Here is a 13,904-nt window from a genome sequence, read left to right as displayed (position 1 = left end):
GCGCGATCAGAACAGCCGCAGCAGCCCGTCGAGGCCGACATGGTCGAATGCGACGGTGGCCGCACCGCGCACGACGGGCTTCGCGTGGAACGCGATCGACAGCCCGGCTTCGGCCATCATCTTCATGTCGTTCGACCCGTCGCCCATTGCAATCGCGCGGCTCGGCTCGATGCCGAGCGATGCACAGGTCTCGCGCAGCAGGCGCGCCTTCACGTCCGCGTTGACGATCTCGCCGAGCACCTTGCCGGTCAGCTTGCCGTCGACGATCTCGAGCGTGTTCGCATACGCGTAGTCGAGGCCGAGACGTGCCTTCAGGCGCTCGGTGAAGAACGTGAAGCCGCCCGACACGAGCAGCGTCTTCAGGCCCGCGGCCTTCACGCCGGCGAGCATTGTCTCCGCGCCCGGCGACAGCTGCAGCCGTTCCTCGTACACGCGCTCGAGCGCCTGCGCGTCGAGGCCCGCGAGCAGCGCGACGCGGCGTGTGAGGCTTTCGTTGAAGTCGAGGATCTCGCCGCGCATCGCCGCTTCGGTGATCTCCGCGACCTGCGTCTTCAGCCCGCAGAAATCGGCGATCTCGTCGATGCATTCGATCGTGATCAGCGTCGAATCCATGTCCATCACGGCGAGCCCGAAGTCGCCGAGCGTGCGGCCGGCTTCGACGAAGCCGAAGTCGAGCGCATGCGTGCCGCAGTACGCGTCGATGTCGAGACGCTGCGCAGGGTTCGCGTTTTCGATGCGCAGCGCGTGATCGTGGGTCTGCACGATGCGGGCGCCGCGCGACAGCGCGAGCAGCGGTTTGTGATGCGCGTCCGACAGCGGCGCGAGACTCTGGATGACGAGGTTGTGGGTCATGGCGGAATGATTGAAAGCGAATGAAACGCGTGCGCGGCCGGCATGCGGCCGCCTGCGAACGCGGGCCCTGTCCGGCGTCGGGCCGCTGCGCCGCGGACGCGCCATTGTAGCCGGTTGGTATCCGATAGCTATCCGACAGGTATCCGGTTGGTATCCAGTTGCTATCCGGTCGCAGCCGGATCGCCGCGGATGGCCGGCCGGCGCTGCCGCCAGCACCGCCCACAGGATGGCGTTCAGCGTTCGTCCGCGCGATCCCAGTAAGGCGGATCGCCGAAGTGTTCGGCCAGGAACGCGATGAACGCAAGCGTCTTCAGCGGCACGTGCGCGCGGCTCGGATAGACGGCCCAGATCGCGACGTCCTGCGCGAACGGGTAATCGTCGAGCACGGTGACGAGCGTGCCGTTCGCGAGCAGCGGGCCGACGTCCCAGGTCGACTTGATCGCGATGCCGAAGCCGTCGACGAGCGCTTCGCGGATCGCCTCGCCGTTGCTCGCGACGAGTCGGCCGCCGACCCGCACGGTGAGCGGGCCCTGCGGCGTGACGAACGACCAGTCGCGCTGGTCGCCGAGGATCACGCATTCGTGCTGCGCGAGGTCGGCCGGATGGCGCGGCGTCCCGTGTTCGGCGAGATACGCGGGCGAGCAGCACAGCACGCGCCGGTTCGCGGCGAGCTTGCGCGCGACCAGCGTCGAATCCTTCAGCGCGCCGAGGCGGATCGCGACGTCGTAGCCGTCGTCGACGAGATCGACGATCTCGTCGGAGAGCCGCAGGTCCAGCGACACGGACGGGTAGCGGCGCAGGAACGCGGGAATCACGGGCGCGACGTGCTGGCGGCCGAACGACGACGACATCGACACTTTCAGCCGTCCGTACGGCTCGCTGCGGCCGTGGCCGACCGACGCCCGCGCGGCGTCGGCGGCCGACAGCAGCGCTTCGGCCCGGGCCATGAAGACTTCGCCGTCCTGCGTGAGGCTGATGCGGCGGGTGGTGCGGTGCAGCAATCGCGCACCAAGCTGGCGCTCGAGCTGCGCGATGCGCGCGCTGGCGACCGCGGCCGACACGCCGAACTCGCGCCCGGCCGCCGTCACGTTCGCGAGCAGCGCGGCGCGCACGAACAGGCCGACGTCGAGCAGGTCGAGCGGCTTGTCCGGGGCGGGAATCGGATCGGACCTCATTGTTCGGAAATTCCTGAAAATGTTTCAGGAAATATAGCGGTTTTCGCGAAAGATCGGGCGGCCTACGATGGCATGCATGGGGCTGCGCCGCGGCCCGCCCGATTTCCCTGAAGGAGTTTCGTGATGAAAGCCGTTGGACTGACCCGTTACCTGCCGATCGACGACCCGCACGCACTGCTCGACGTGGAACTGCCGCAACCGGTGCCGGGCCCGCGCGACCTGCTCGTGAAGGTCGAGGCGATTTCCGTGAACCCGGTCGACACCAAGGTGCGCGCGCCGAAGGCGCAGGTCGAGGCGGTGCCGCGCGTGCTCGGCTGGGATGCGGCCGGCACGGTCGTCGCGGTCGGTGCCGAGGTCACGCTGTTTCGGCCCGGCGACGAGGTGTTCTACGCGGGCAGCATCACGCGCCCCGGCGCGAACAGCGAATTCCACACGGTCGACGAGCGGATCGTCGCACGCAAGCCGCGCACGCTCGATTTCGCGGCGTCGGCCGCGTTGCCGCTCACCGCGCTGACCGCGTGGGAGGCGCTGTTCGACCGGCTGCGCGTGTCGCCGCAGGGCGCGGACGCGGGCAAGTCGGTGCTGATCATCGGCGGCGCGGGCGGGGTGGGGTCGATCGCGATCCAGCTCGCGAAGACGCTCGCCAAGCTGCGCGTGATCGCGACCGCGTCGCGTCCGGCGTCGGCCGAATGGGTGCGCTCGCTCGGCGCGGACGACGTGGTCGATCATTTCGGCGACCTGCCCGCGCAGTTGCGTGACATCGGCCATCCGGACGTCGACTACGTGCTGATCTTCAACGATACGGACCGTCATTTCCCGGCCGCGGCGGAAGTCATCCGGCCGCAGGGCGGCATTTGCACGATCGTCGAGAACGGCAAGCCGGTGCCGGTCGAACTGCTGAAGGCGAAGAGCGCGGCGTTTCACTGGGAATTCATGTTCACGCGCGCGATGTTCGAGACGCCGGACATGATCGAGCAGCACAAGATCCTGAGCGAGGTCGCCCGGCTCGTCGACGGCGGCACGCTGCGCACGACCGTCGGCGAACAGCTCGGCACGATCAACGCGGCGAACGTGCGGCGCGCGCACCAGCTGCTCGAGGCCGGCCGCGCGATCGGCAAGCTGGTGCTGAGCGGCTTCTGAGCCGGCGTCGCGCGTAAGAGGGGCGCAGCGTCGCGAACGCAAGCGGGGTAACACCCGATGCGTTTGCGGCGCATTGCATGCCGCTTGGCGGTAGACTGGCAACGCATCATGCATCGAAAACCGCGCGGCACGCGCGTGCCGCCGCATTACAAGGAGGTCAGCATGAGCCAACGCAGCTTGTCAGTCGCCGCATCGTGGTCGGCCGTGTTCGCGGCGGCGTGCGTCAGCGCGAGCGTATTCGCGGCGCCGCCGGTCAAGGGCAGCCTGAAGGGCGGCGGGACAGGGCAGCTCGAATACACCGTCAAGGTCGACTCGAAGACCTTCGGCAATACGCAGGAGACCCGCAAGATCCGCTCGGGCGAAACGGACGACTTCAACTGGAAGTCGGTGCCGCCGAGCGGCGCGGTCGCGATGCCGGACGGTTGTCCGAACGCCGACAACCTGCCGCGCGACGCGAACGGCGCGATGGTGCGCCAGACCCAGGTGCGGCTCGCGCCGTCGGTCGACGCGAAGGGGATCGCGAACGTGCAGATGAGCTTCCAGGCGGCCGCGCCGAAAGGCACGCGCAACGCGAGCGCGGGCGGCAAGTCGCTGCAATGCCCGGACGTCGTGTCGGTGAGCCAGGTCAAGTGGGTGTCGATTTCGACCAATGGCGGTTCGAAGTCCGTCACGATGAGCGACGGCACCAGGGTGACGGTGTCGATCAAGCGCTGAGCGCTGAGCGCTGCGCGCGGGCCGGCGGCGTCCGGTGCGCGCGCAACCAATCGCGATGCGTTGCAGAGCCGCGCGTGACGGTTTCGTGGCGCGCGGCTTCGGGCTTTTCGTCGTTTGATGAGCGACTTCGTCGAGCCGGGCGTGCGTGACGTCATGCCGGTGTCACGCTATCCTCGCGGCATCCGCCACCTCCTTTCCCGAACGACATTCCATGAAACACCGCATGCGCGCGCTGCTGTCGGCCGCTGCGTTCGTCGCCGCCCATGCGCAGGCGGCCGACGATTGCAGCTTCGTGAAAAAAGTCGAGCTGCCGTCACGACAGCAGACCGCCGTCGTGTCGAGCGGCGCGCTCGAACCGTGCTCGGCGGGCAGCTATGCGGTGCGCGTGTATTCGACCGTGCATGCCGCGCCCGGCTTCGATACGGATGACTACGTGACGGGCGTGCTGCATGCGCGTGACGGCACCGTCGCCGATGCGTTCACCGCCGATCTCGGCGCACGTGCGCCGCAGGCGCTCGTCGTCACGACGCGCTCGGCCGGCAGCGGCGGTTATGTCGGTGCACAGGCCTATGTGACGACGCCGCGCGCGGTGCGGCTCGTCGCGTCGGTGGACGGGCTTGCGCCCGACGCCGACGTGACGGCCGCGTTGCGTCAGGCCCTCGAAAAACGCCGCGCCGCCCGCTGACCGCCCGCCGCGCGAAGGCCGCGTGCGTGGCGGCATGCGCGCGTCACTGCGCGCGCTCCTCGAGCCGCGACGCGAGAAAGCGGTGGTCGGCCGAGAACAGCCGGCGATACGTCATCAGCACCGCGCCGACGGTACCGAGCGCGGACGCCGCGGCGATCAGGAACATGATCACGATCTGGTAGCGCACCGCCTGCAGCGGCGACTGGCCGGCCAGCACCTGGCCCGTCATCATCCCCGGCAGGCTCACGACGCCGACCACGGCCATCTGGTTGAGCGTCGGCAGCATGCCCGCGCGCACGGCCTGGCGCGCGGCGTCCTGCGCGGCTTCCCAGCGCGTTGCGCCGAGCGCGAGTGCGGTCTCGACGCGGTCGCGCCGCGCGGTCAGTTCCTCCATCATCCGTTCGACGCCGAGCGACACGCCCGTCAGCGTATTGCCGAGGATCATCCCGAGGATCGGGATCGCATATTGCGGCGCGTACCACGGATGAATGCGGATCACGACGAACAGCCCGATCGCCGCGACGAACCAGCTGCTGAACCAGATCGATGCGATGCTGTCGACGCGTTGTCCGCGATATGCATGCTTGCCGCGACCGGCGCCCGCCAAGCCGGCGATCAACGTCATCAGCGCGGTGATCGGCAGCACGACGCTCCAGTGCGGGTGGCCGAACACCCAGCCGAGCACGTAGCCGATCGCGAGCAGCTGCACGACGGTGCGCACGGCGGCGAGCGCGAGCTTGCGCCCGAGGCCGAGCGACAGCGCGGCCGAGATCGCGCCGTTGACCGCGACGAGCGCGGCGGCGATACCGACGTCGACGAGACTCAGGTCCTGCAGTGACGGGCTCATTGCGCCGCCTGCGTCGCGCGCGCGGTGTGCAGCACGCCGGCCTGCATCACGAGCCGCATCGTGCCGATTCGTGCGACCTGCGCCGGATCGTGCGAGATCCACATGTACGCGCGCGCGTCGGGCGCCGCGTCGAACCAGGCGCCGACGAGCGCTTCGATCGCGCGCGTCGAGTCGGGGTCGAGCGCGGACGTCGGCTCGTCGAGCAGCAGTACGTCGGGGTCGAGCTGCAGCACGCGCAGCAGCGCGGCGATCTGCGCTTCGCCGCCCGACAATTCGCTCGCACGCTTGTCGAGAAAGTCGGCGCCGCGACCCGCGCGCGCCGCGAGCGCTTCGGCGCGCGCGCGGTCGAACGTCGCGTCGCGATAGATCGCGAGCGAGTACGGGTAGCGCAATTGCGCTTCGACGGTACCGTCCATCTGCGCGGGTCGCTGGCGCACGTACGCAACACGGCGCCGGTAGCCCGGAATCGCGCCGCGCCGGATGCGTTTGCCGCGCCACAGGATGTGACCGCCGTCGAGCGGATCGAGCAACGCGAGCGCGCGCAGCAGCACGCTCTTGCCGGAACCCGACGCTCCGGTGATAGCAATTCGCGATCCCGCGGCGAGGCTGAAGTCGGTCGGCGTCAGCAATGTCTTGCCGCTGCTGGCGTCGCGGCGCGTGATCTGTTGCGCATCGATGAGACCGGTGGGGGCTGTCATGTCACAAATGAAAAAAAGCGTTAATGGCGCCGAAGCGTTGCCGCAGCGTGCGCCATAATACCGATTGAAAGCCGCCGGTGTCGTGTTCCGTTCACTCACGCGAGGGGCCCGACATGGCGCGCAAACTCTGCAGAACAACAACGGAACCGCCATGACGCTAGCCCGAGCCATCGGCAAATCGGCTGCATGGACCGTCGGTATCGTCGCACTGATCATCGCGGCCACCGGCGTCTTTATTTTCACGTTCGATTGGAACCGCGCGAAACCGTGGGTCAACGAACATGTGAGTACCGCACTTGGCCGTTCGTTTGCGATCAACGGCGATCTCAAGGTCGACTGGCGACGCCCGCAAGGCGAGACCGGCTGGCGCGCCTGGGTGCCTTGGCCGCGGTTCTCGGCCACGCAGCTCGAGATCGGCAACCCCGACTGGGCGAAGGGCCCGAAGTTCGTCACGCTCGACGCCGCCCACTTCGATCTCGCGATTCTCCCGCTCTTCGCGCACCAGATCGTCGTTCCGTCGATCGACGTCGTCAATCCCGCGGTCGACCTCGAGCGGCTCGCCGACGGCCGCAACACGTGGACCTTCGAGTTCAAGCAATCGGGGCAGCCGTCGGCCTGGAAGCTGCGGCTCGACAGCTTCGGGTTCGCGAAGGGGACCATCGTCTATCGCGACGCGATCACCAAGGCCGATCTCACGATCGCCGTTGATACGCTTGGTCATCCGATTCCGATCGGCGACGTGCTGAAGGAGCAGGAACAGACTTCGCGCGCGGCGTCGGCAGAGCGCGTCGGCAAGCATGGGGCCGCGCAATTGAGCGCGAAGGCGAATGCCGAGGGCGCATCGGGTGCATCGGCGGCGCAGGGCGCGAGCGCGGCGTCGACGCCGGTGGCCGCATCGGGGGCGGCGTCCGCTTCCGCGGCGACGCCGGTTTCCTCCGCATCGACGGCCGTGCCGGCATCCGGCGCTGCGGTGCCCGCGAAGCCGTCGGAGCCGACGTATGCGTTCGGCCTCAAGGTCGACGGCCGCTACAAGAACGTGCCGATCAACGGTACAGGCAAGGTGGGCGGCGTGCTGGCGGTCGAAAACGCGACGCAGCCGTTCCCGCTGCAGGCCGACGTGAAGGCCGGCGATACGCGGCTCGCGCTCGTCGGCACGCTGACCGATCCGAGGCATCTCGCGGCGCTCGACCTGCGGCTGTGGCTGCAGGGCACGTCGATGTCGCACCTCTACCAACTCACCGGCATCACGCTGCCCGACACGCCGCCGTATGCGACCGAAGGGCGGCTGATCGGCAACTTCAATCCGCCCGCGAGCACGTTCCGCTACGAGAACTTCAACGGCCGCGTGGGCAGCAGTGATCTGCGCGGCACGCTCACCTGGGCGCAGCGTCAGCCGCGGCCGAAGCTGTCGGGCGAAGTCGTGTCGAACCTGCTGCAGTTCTCCGACCTCGCGCCGGTGATCGGCGCCGACTCGGCCGCGAGCAAGGCGAAGCGCGGCGACACGACGCGCCAGCCGCCGGACCGCGTGCTGCCGGTCGCGGCGTTCCGCACCGAGCGCTGGAGCGCGATCGACGCGGACGTGAAATTCACCGGTCGCAAGCTGATCAAGAGCCCGCAGTTGCCGATCACCAACCTCTACACGCACATCCTGTTGCAGGACGGCGTGCTGACGCTCGAGCCGCTGCAATTCGGCGTCGCGGGCGGCACGCTCTCGACGAATGCGCATCTCGACGGCAGCCGCACGCCGCTCAAGGGCCGCTTCACGCTGAGCGCGCGCCACCTGAAGCTCAAGCAGCTGTTCCCGACGCAGAAGGTGATGCAGACCGCGCTCGGCGAGATCAACGGCGACGCGTCGCTGTCGGCGACCGGCAACTCGCCGGCCGCGCTCGCCGCGACGTCGACCGGCGAAGTGAAGGCGCTCATCACGGACGGCCGCATCAGCCTCCTGCTGATGGAGGCGGCGGGCCTGAACGTCGCGAACGTCGTCTACGAGAAGCTGTTCGGCACCCGCGACGTGAACATCAATTGCGCGGCGTTCGATTTCGTCGCGAATGACGGCATGCTCGACCCGAAAGTCTTCGCGCTCGATACGGACGATGCGCTGATCAACGTCGACGGCCCGATCAACCTGCGCGACGAATCGATCGACCTGAAGATCCATCCGCACACGAAGGGTTTCCGGATCTTCTCGCTGCGCTCGCCGCTCTACGCGAAGGGCACGTTCAAGAACCCGAAGGTCGGTGTCGAGGCGGGCGCGCTCGCGCTGCGCGCCGGCGCGATGGTCGGGCTCGGGCTGATCAACCCGTTCGCGGCGCTGATTCCGCTGATCGCGCCGAGCAACAACCGCGACGTGCCGTGTTCGCAGCTGTTCGGGCAGATGAAGGCCAAGGCGGCGCAGAAAGAAGCGGCGAAAGCCGGCAAGTGACCCGCGACGGCGGTGCGGCATGCGGCGCGGCTGCGCGCTGGCCGGCCGCGCTCGTTGCGACGCCGGGCGTGGTCGGCCCGTGTGGTTCCGTCACCGTCGCGCCGTGTCTCCCGCGGCCGCTGCTCAGCGGCGGGCGCGCACCCAGACGAGTACCGCGTCAACCTGCCGGCCGCTGATGACGACGGGCCCGGCGGTGCCGAGTTGCAGCCGGTCGCCGTCGATACTGACCACGCGCTGCTGGACGTTGCCGATCCAGTTCGGATACAGGCTCACGTCCATTTCATGGGTCAGCGTGCCGTTGTCGTCGACGTTAAAAGGGCCTGAATACGCGATGTAGCCGTGCGCCGCGGCGGCGCGTTCCTCGGCGCTGCCGCCCTGCAGGTCGCCGTCCGCATAAGGGGGCCGGCCGGGCGCCATCAACTGCGCGGACATGTAGCCGTCCGGCGTGTACAGGATCCAGCCGCGCGCGTCGCGGCCGAGCGGGTAGGTGATGGTGCCGCCGTCGCGCGGGCGGATCTCGTACGAAACGAGGCGCCATGCGCCGACGAGTTGATCGCGAAGCTGGCTGGTTGGCATGCGGGGTTCCGGTGTGACGGCGAGGGTGCGTATGCCGTCGTGTTGACGGGACAGCTCGGCACCGGCCAGCGACCGTATCACGGGGGCCGCAGCGGTGCGGTCGGCAGTTTCTCCGACACCTGCTAAAATACACGGTTTTCCGTCGATTTCTCTCTTACGGGACCTGCCGTGCTTTCTACTGCCAACATCACGATGCAATTCGGGCCGAAGCCCTTGTTCGAGAATATCTCGGTCAAATTCGGCGAGGGCAACCGCTATGGTCTGATCGGCGCGAACGGCTGTGGCAAGTCGACCTTCATGAAGATCCTCGGCGGCGACCTCGAGCCGAGCGGCGGCAACGTCGCGCTGGAGCCGAACGTGCGTCTCGGCAAGCTGCGCCAGGACCAGTTCGCGTATGAAGACGTGCGCGTGCTCGACGTCGTGATGATGGGTCACACCGAGATGTGGGCCGCGATGACCGAGCGCGACGCGATCTACGCGAACCCGGAAGCCACCGACGACGACTACATGCACGCGGCCGAGCTCGAAGGCAAGTTCGCCGAATACGGCGGCTACGACGCCGAGGCGCGCGCGGGCGCGCTGCTGCTCGGCATCGGCATCGAGGAGAAGTTCCACACCGGCACGATGGCCGACGTCGCGCCGGGCTGGAAGCTGCGCGTGCTGCTCGCGCAGGCGCTGTTCTCGAAGCCGGACGTGCTGCTGCTCGACGAACCGACCAACAACCTCGACATCAACTCGATCCGTTGGCTCGAGCAAACGCTCAACGAGTACAACTCGACGATGATCATCATCTCGCACGATCGTCACTTCCTGAACTCGGTGTGCACGCACATGGCCGACATGGACTTCGGCACGCTGAAGGTCTGGCCGGGCAACTACGACGACTACATGCTGGCATCGGCACAGGCGCGCGAGCGCCAGGCTGCGGCGAACACGCGGGCGAAGGAACGTGTGGCCGAGCTGCAGGACTTCGTGCGCCGCTTCTCGGCGAACAAGTCGAAGGCTCGCCAGGCAACGAGCCGCGCGAAGCAGATCGACAAGATCAAGATCGAGGAATTCAAGCCGTCGTCGCGTCAGAACCCGTTCATCCGCTTCGAGTTCGAGAAGAAGCTGCACAACGTCGCGGTGGTTGCCGAAGACATCACGAAGAAGTACGAGCGCACGATCTTCCAGAACTTCAACCTGTCGGTGCAGCCGGGCGAGCGCATCGCGATCATCGGCGAGAACGGCGCGGGCAAGACGACGCTGCTGCGTTCGCTGCTCGGCGCGCTCTCGCTCGATCACGGCACGGTGAAGTGGTCCGAGAACGCGAATGTCGGCTACATGCCGCAGGATACGTACGAGGAGTTCCCGAACGACATCACGCTGATGGACTGGATCGACCAGTACCGCAAGGACGGCGATGACGAGACGATGGTGCGCGGCACGCTGGGCCGCCTGCTGTTTTCGTCGGACGACATCAAGAAGTCGGTGAAGGTGCTGTCGGGCGGAGAGAAGGGCCGCATGATCTGGGGCAAGCTGATGCTCGGCCGCCACAACGTGCTGCTGATGGACGAGCCGACCAACCACATGGACATGGAATCGATCGAGTCGCTGCAGATCGCGCTCGAGCAGTTCGAAGGCACGCTGATCTTCGTGTCGCACGACCGCGAGTTCGTGAGCGGGCTGGCGAACCGGATCATCGAAGTGCGCACGGACGGCACGCTGTTCGACTTCGGCGGCAATTACGAGGAATTCCTGACGAGTCAGGGGCAGGAGTAATACCGCCGGATGCCTGAGTGCCGCGGCGAGCGAGTACGACGCCGCGCGCGTGAAGCGCAGCCGCTGGCAATCCGTCAGGCCCGCATCGGCACCGCGCCGATGCGGGTTTTTCATTTCCGGGCCGGTGAAGCGCGGCAGCTCCCGCATATTCCGTTGTCGTGCGGCTTACGGCCGGCTACGTCGCCCGACGCCATCGACAAGCCCCACGGCCCTCATACCCATCCCCGCGTCATGCGTCGAACGCAACGGCAACATCATCCGGAATCGCGCGTTCGGCCAGCGCGACGTAGTCGCCCGACGCCGTGCGCTCGATCCGCGCATCGACGCGGTACGCGCGCCGCAGGTTTTGCGGCGTCAGCACGTCGACCGGCGCACCATCCGCGACGAGCCCGTCGGCGCCCAGCAGCACGAGCCGGTCGCAGAAGCGCGACGCGAGATTCAGGTCATGCATCGCGACAAGCACGATTGCGCTGCACCGGCGGGCCGCGTCGCCGACCGCCTCCAGCGCGAGCAATTGCCAGCGTAGATCGAGTGCACTGGTCGGCTCGTCGAGCAGCAGCAGCGGCGTGTCGCGCACGAGCACCTGCGCGAGCCCGACCATCTGCCGCTGGCCGCCCGACAACCGGTCGAGCGGCGACATCGCCAGCGCGTGCAGCCGCAACCGCGTGAACACCTGTTGCAGCCGGTGGTCGCGCGTGGCGTCGGAGAGGCCGCCGCAGGTCGCGCGCAACGCGCTCCGCACGGCTTCGTACACGAGCAGCGATGAAGGCTGCGGCAAGGTCTGCGGCAGGTAGCCGACTTGTCGTGTGTGCTCGAGGCGCGGCCCGTGCAGGAGGTCGAAGCCGCCGAACGTCGCGCGGCCGGTTGCGTCCGCGAGCCGCGCCAGCGCGCGCAGCAGCGTCGATTTGCCGACGCCGTTCGGCCCGAGCAGCCCGATCGTCGCGCCCGGTTCGACAGGCGCCAGGGACAGGCCGTCGAGCACGACCCGGGCGCCGTAGCGGGCGGACAACGAGTCGAGATGCAGCATCGGCTCAGCCATCGAGCCTCCTGCGCCGGCTGACGAGCAGCATGAACAGGGGCACGCCGACCAGCGCCGTGATGATGCCGATCGGCAGCGTTACACCCGGAATCAGCGTCTTGCTGAGCACCGACGCGCCGGCCAGCATGATCGCACCGGCGAGCGCCGCGCCCGGCAGATAGTAGCGATGCTCGTCGCCGACCAGCAGCCGTGCGACGTGCGGCCCGACGAGACCGACGAAGCCGATCGTGCCGACGAACGAGAGCGCCGTCGCAGACAAGAGGCTGATGCGCACGAGTGCGACGAGTCGTAGCCGTTCGACCGCAATACCCATGCTGCGCGCTTGCTCGTCGCCCGCGCGCAGCGCCGTCAGCGCGGCGACGTCGATGGCTCGCCCACAGCGCGCAGACGGCGAACACGCAGGTCAGCAGCGCGATCTTGCCCCAGGTCGCTCGCGCCAGACTGCCCATGCTCCAGAACACGATCTGCTGCAGCGCATTCGCGTCGGCGAGAAACTGGAGCAGCCACAGCAGCGCCTCGAAACTGAACATCAGGCCGATGCCGAATAGCACGACGGTTTCGGTCGTCGCGCCGTGGCGCCACGCGAGCCAGACGATCAGCAGCGTTGCGGCGCTGGCACATGCGAACGCGCCGAGCGACAGCGCGACGTTCTCGTTCCACAGCACGAGGTGCCAGCCGGAAATCACGACGAGGGACGCGCCGACGCTCGCGGCAGCCGACATGCCGAGCGTGAACGGGCTGGCGAGCGGGTTGTTCAGGACAGTCTGCATTTCCGCGCCGGCAAGGCCGAGCGACGCACCGACGAGCACGGCCATCAGCGCGTAAGGCAGGCGCACGTCCCACAGGATCACGCGCTGTTCGAGCGGCAGGCCGTCGGGCCGGAACAGGCCGCCGACCAGGTCGGCGACCGGAAACGGCGACGGGCCGGTCGAGATGTCGACGACGAGTAGCGCGACGAGCACGCATGCGAGCATGGCGAGCGCGCCGATGCGCCGTGCTGCGATCGCCCGGTAGCGTAGCCGCAGCGACGCGGGTGAAACGGGTGTCGTCGTGCTCATGCGGGGGCTCCTGTCGACGGCGCGTAGAGCACGCGTGCCGCAAGCGCGAGGCTCGGCATCACGACGCCGCCGTGATCCTCGCCGTCGATCAGGCGGAACGCGGCGTCGAGGCCGGCGCGGCCGCTCACGCGCGCGACGAAGTCGCGGGCGGAACTGACCTGCTTGCGCACCTGCTGGCGGCGCATCCGCTCGGCATCGGGGTTCGGCGCACCCTCCTCGAGGCTGCCGACGGTGACGAGCAGACGCAGCGGCGGCGCGAGCCGGGCCGTCTGCGCGGCGAACCGCTCGGCATAGGGCAGCAGCGCACGATCGCCCCACCAGATCGACGGGCTGGCGGCCACGTAGCGCCGGAACAAGTGCGGGCGCGTGAGCATCGCGTACAGCGTCAGCAGGCCGCCGTACGAGTGGCCGAACAACGTCTGCCGCTCAAGGTCGACGGGCAACTGGCGGGCAAGCCACGGCTGCACGTCGTGCTCGACGAAGTCGAGAAAGCGGTCCGCGACGACACCGCGGCCGTCCGGCAATGGCGCGAGCGTGTAGTCGGCCGCGCGCGCGGCCATGTCGTAGGGGCCGTCCACCGGATAACCGATGCCGATCACGACGGCCTCGGCATCGCGCGCGCCCTCCGGGCGTGCGCGGCGATTGCGGACGAGCTGGGCGGCGAGCGGGAACGTCGCGTTGCCGTCCAGCACGGTGAGCACCGGATGGGGCGAGGTGTTCGATCGTTCGGCCGGCAATGCGACGAACAGGCGTCGCGTGTGGCCGGCGATCGTGACGTCGAACTGGCGGCTGTGCGGCACCGCGACCGGCGGCGCGGCGTCGAGGTCGGGCCAGGTGGGCGCATCGGCGGCGAGCGCGGGCGCGAGGCGGCCGCCGAGCGGGCTAGCCAGCCCCGCGACGAGCAGGGAGCGGCGCATGGAGGAGGGCGGCATGC

The 13,904-nt window shown here is 68.4% G+C and carries 12 protein-coding genes and 1 pseudogene; 5 read left to right on the top strand and 8 right to left on the bottom strand.

Annotated features, from left to right (window positions below; all coding sequences use genetic code 11):
* Positions 1-6 precede the first annotated feature (6 nt).
* Both serB and ACVK00_RS21155 read right to left on the bottom strand, forming a co-directional pair.
* Complete coding sequence (gene serB, locus ACVK00_RS21160; protein WP_284890840.1) at positions 7-852, bottom strand: phosphoserine phosphatase SerB; 846 nt, start codon at positions 850-852, stop codon at positions 7-9.
* Between the two features lie 233 nt (positions 853-1,085).
* On the bottom strand, positions 1,086-2,027 hold the full coding sequence (locus tag ACVK00_RS21155) for a LysR family transcriptional regulator (protein ID WP_284890841.1): 942 nt from the start codon (positions 2,025-2,027) through the stop codon (positions 1,086-1,088).
* Between the two features lie 123 nt (positions 2,028-2,150).
* On the opposite strand from ACVK00_RS21155, the gene ACVK00_RS21150 reads away from it, so the two are divergent.
* From ACVK00_RS21150 to ACVK00_RS21140, 3 genes are all read left to right on the top strand, one after another.
* Positions 2,151-3,167 carry a zinc-binding alcohol dehydrogenase family protein gene (locus ACVK00_RS21150; RefSeq protein ID WP_284890842.1) on the top strand — a complete coding sequence of 339 codons (1,017 nt, stop codon included), beginning with the start codon at positions 2,151-2,153 and terminating at the stop codon, positions 3,165-3,167.
* A gap of 162 nt (positions 3,168-3,329) precedes the next feature.
* Positions 3,330-3,881: a DUF6013 family protein gene (locus tag ACVK00_RS21145; RefSeq protein ID WP_006754360.1), complete on the top strand. Its 552-nt coding sequence runs from the start codon at positions 3,330-3,332 to the stop codon at positions 3,879-3,881.
* Between the two features lie 211 nt (positions 3,882-4,092).
* Complete coding sequence (locus ACVK00_RS21140; protein ID WP_354122981.1) at positions 4,093-4,566, top strand: PliI family lysozyme inhibitor of I-type lysozyme; 474 nt, start codon at positions 4,093-4,095, stop codon at positions 4,564-4,566.
* Positions 4,567-4,609: 43 nt separating this feature from the next.
* Here ACVK00_RS21140 and ACVK00_RS21135 read toward each other — a convergent pair whose 3' ends face one another.
* The gene (locus tag ACVK00_RS21135) at positions 4,610-5,413 is read right to left on the bottom strand and encodes an ABC transporter permease (protein WP_228904403.1); all 804 of its coding nucleotides are present in this window, start codon (positions 5,411-5,413) and stop codon (positions 4,610-4,612) included.
* On the bottom strand, positions 5,410-6,111 hold the full coding sequence (locus ACVK00_RS21130) for an ABC transporter ATP-binding protein (RefSeq protein WP_284890844.1): 702 nt from the start codon (positions 6,109-6,111) through the stop codon (positions 5,410-5,412). Before ACVK00_RS21130 ends, ACVK00_RS21135 begins: the two co-directional genes overlap by 4 nt.
* Before the next feature lie 151 nt (positions 6,112-6,262).
* Here ACVK00_RS21130 and ACVK00_RS21125 point away from each other — a divergent pair, with 151 nt between their 5' ends.
* On the top strand, positions 6,263-8,536 hold the full coding sequence (locus tag ACVK00_RS21125; RefSeq protein WP_354122980.1) for an AsmA family protein: 2,274 nt from the start codon (positions 6,263-6,265) through the stop codon (positions 8,534-8,536).
* 123 nt (positions 8,537-8,659) lie between these two features.
* Here ACVK00_RS21125 and ACVK00_RS21120 read toward each other — a convergent pair whose 3' ends face one another.
* On the bottom strand, positions 8,660-9,112 hold the full coding sequence (locus ACVK00_RS21120; RefSeq protein WP_284890846.1) for a lipocalin-like domain-containing protein: 453 nt from the start codon (positions 9,110-9,112) through the stop codon (positions 8,660-8,662).
* Between the two features lie 168 nt (positions 9,113-9,280).
* On the opposite strand from ACVK00_RS21120, the gene ACVK00_RS21115 reads away from it, so the two are divergent.
* Positions 9,281-10,873 carry an ABC-F family ATPase gene (locus tag ACVK00_RS21115; RefSeq protein ID WP_228904397.1) on the top strand — a complete coding sequence of 531 codons (1,593 nt, stop codon included), beginning with the start codon at positions 9,281-9,283 and terminating at the stop codon, positions 10,871-10,873.
* A 229-nt stretch (positions 10,874-11,102) separates the two neighbouring features.
* On the opposite strand, the gene ACVK00_RS21110 is transcribed toward ACVK00_RS21115, so the two are convergent.
* From ACVK00_RS21110 to ACVK00_RS21100, 3 genes and pseudogenes are all read right to left on the bottom strand, one after another.
* Complete coding sequence (locus tag ACVK00_RS21110) at positions 11,103-11,912, bottom strand: ABC transporter ATP-binding protein (protein WP_284890847.1); 810 nt, start codon at positions 11,910-11,912, stop codon at positions 11,103-11,105.
* A pseudogene (locus tag ACVK00_RS21105) lies at positions 11,905-12,970 on the bottom strand (FecCD family ABC transporter permease). Before ACVK00_RS21105 ends, ACVK00_RS21110 begins: the two are co-directional and overlap by 8 nt.
* A complete protein-coding gene (locus ACVK00_RS21100; RefSeq protein WP_284890848.1) occupies positions 12,967-13,902 on the bottom strand; it encodes an alpha/beta hydrolase in 936 nt (311 codons plus the stop codon). The pseudogene ACVK00_RS21105 and the gene ACVK00_RS21100 overlap by 4 nt, the downstream one beginning before the upstream one ends.
* Positions 13,903-13,904: the final 2 nt, after the last annotated feature.

Source organism: Burkholderia sp. PvR073, assembly GCF_054055695.1.
The sequence above is the reverse complement of the archived record's forward strand: the minus strand, read 5'-3'. Positions and strand labels throughout refer to the sequence as shown.

Bases quoted from the DNA above. Each gene is read 5' to 3' on its own strand.
- ACVK00_RS21150 (WP_284890842.1), top strand. From the start codon at position 2,151: ATGAAAGCCGTTGGACTGACCCGTTACCTGCCGATCGACGACCCGCAC.
- serB (WP_284890840.1), bottom strand. From the start codon at position 852: ATGACCCACAACCTCGTCATCCAGAGTCTCGCGCCGCTGTCGGACGCG.
- ACVK00_RS21135 (WP_228904403.1), bottom strand. From the start codon at position 5,413: ATGAGCCCGTCACTGCAGGACCTGAGTCTCGTCGACGTCGGTATCGCC.
- ACVK00_RS21155 (WP_284890841.1), bottom strand. From the start codon at position 2,027: ATGAGGTCCGATCCGATTCCCGCCCCGGACAAGCCGCTCGACCTGCTC.
- ACVK00_RS21110 (WP_284890847.1), bottom strand. From the start codon at position 11,912: ATGGCTGAGCCGATGCTGCATCTCGACTCGTTGTCCGCCCGCTACGGC.
- ACVK00_RS21120 (WP_284890846.1), bottom strand. From the start codon at position 9,112: ATGCCAACCAGCCAGCTTCGCGATCAACTCGTCGGCGCATGGCGCCTC.
- ACVK00_RS21140 (WP_354122981.1), top strand. From the start codon at position 4,093: ATGAAACACCGCATGCGCGCGCTGCTGTCGGCCGCTGCGTTCGTCGCC.
- ACVK00_RS21130 (WP_284890844.1), bottom strand. From the start codon at position 6,111: ATGACAGCCCCCACCGGTCTCATCGATGCGCAACAGATCACGCGCCGC.
- ACVK00_RS21100 (WP_284890848.1), bottom strand. From the start codon at position 13,902: ATGCCGCCCTCCTCCATGCGCCGCTCCCTGCTCGTCGCGGGGCTGGCT.
- ACVK00_RS21125 (WP_354122980.1), top strand. From the start codon at position 6,263: ATGACGCTAGCCCGAGCCATCGGCAAATCGGCTGCATGGACCGTCGGT.
- ACVK00_RS21145 (WP_006754360.1), top strand. From the start codon at position 3,330: ATGAGCCAACGCAGCTTGTCAGTCGCCGCATCGTGGTCGGCCGTGTTC.